The 1,043-nt window shown below is 41.5% G+C and carries 1 pseudogene; it reads right to left on the bottom strand.

What is annotated here, in order from left to right:
- Positions 1-472 precede the first annotated feature (472 nt).
- A pseudogene (locus tag ACUVJL_RS37500) lies at positions 473-882 on the bottom strand (IS1 family transposase); the annotation flags it as partial.
- Positions 883-1,043 lie beyond the last annotated feature (161 nt).

Raw genomic sequence — 1,043 nt, 5'->3', positions numbered from 1 at the left:
CTGGATGCTCATGGTCTTTTAATGCTTGTTGCAGAGTTTCCTTTGTTTCAGAACTGAGGAAGTTTTTAGTAGGCATTGACTTTCTCGGAAAATTATCATATTATACCATACAATATGCGTTTTAGATGCTGAACAGCTTATTGCCGATATTGAGTAGAAATTCGGCGGGAATTATCTCCAGTGGAGTCGGGATTTTTGGTCTGCGACCCGTTCTGACATAAGTTACTTTTCTAGGCTCAGTTTCACCATGGGAATTCCCCATTAGCGCCAGTGTCATCCCACATTAGATGTCTGATTGCGCCTTCCAGCTTCACTCTCCAAGAATCGAGCTTGGTCGGTGTGGGCAGATAGGGAGTCATACCTGAGTCTGGCAGAAGGGGCTTGCACCCTCATCAGACCGAGAGTTCAGCCTTGTGGCTGGAGGAGTTATGTACGGACTTTCACCGTGATTCACTCTTCAACGAATCGCACCAACTCTTGTCATATAAGTTTTACAAATGATTTGGTCACCATCGGTCATAAACATGGGATAAACTTTCCAACCGTCCGTTACGTAAAAATAGCATCTCCATTGCTCAACAAGCTTCCATAAAGGTTTAAATGTTTTGGCACTATGGTCTCCTAAAACCCATTCTAAAATACCTGGTTTGAAGTGGTCTACTGCTGTACACAACCATATTTTGTTTTTTTTGAGCCAATAAATGTTTCTAATTCATCTAGTTCTCCGACTTCGGGAATTGTGTCTGGTTCGTAAGCCTGTGGTAGACGTTCTCCCACCTGTTTGACCCAATTAATTATTGTCGTATGATGAACACCTTTGATTCTCTCTATCGCTCGAAAACCCATACCATTGACATACATTTTTAGACATTCATGCTTAACTCCTTGAGAGTGACCCTTATGCATTTGTGACAAGTTAAGAAAAAGTGCAAATTGTCAAGGGGGTAGACCAAAAAAGGTAAAATAGAATGAAACCTTTACGGGGCAAGCAGTTGAGCCATAGTTAAACCAGTTATGATTCGCAAAAAAAGAATTAACCGAGA

Origin of the sequence: Microcoleus sp. OTE_8_concoct_300 (assembly GCF_031383065.1) — a bacterium.
Classification (GTDB): Bacteria; Cyanobacteriota; Cyanobacteriia; order Cyanobacteriales; family Microcoleaceae; genus Microcoleus.
This window is presented reverse-complemented; position numbering and strand designations above follow the sequence as displayed.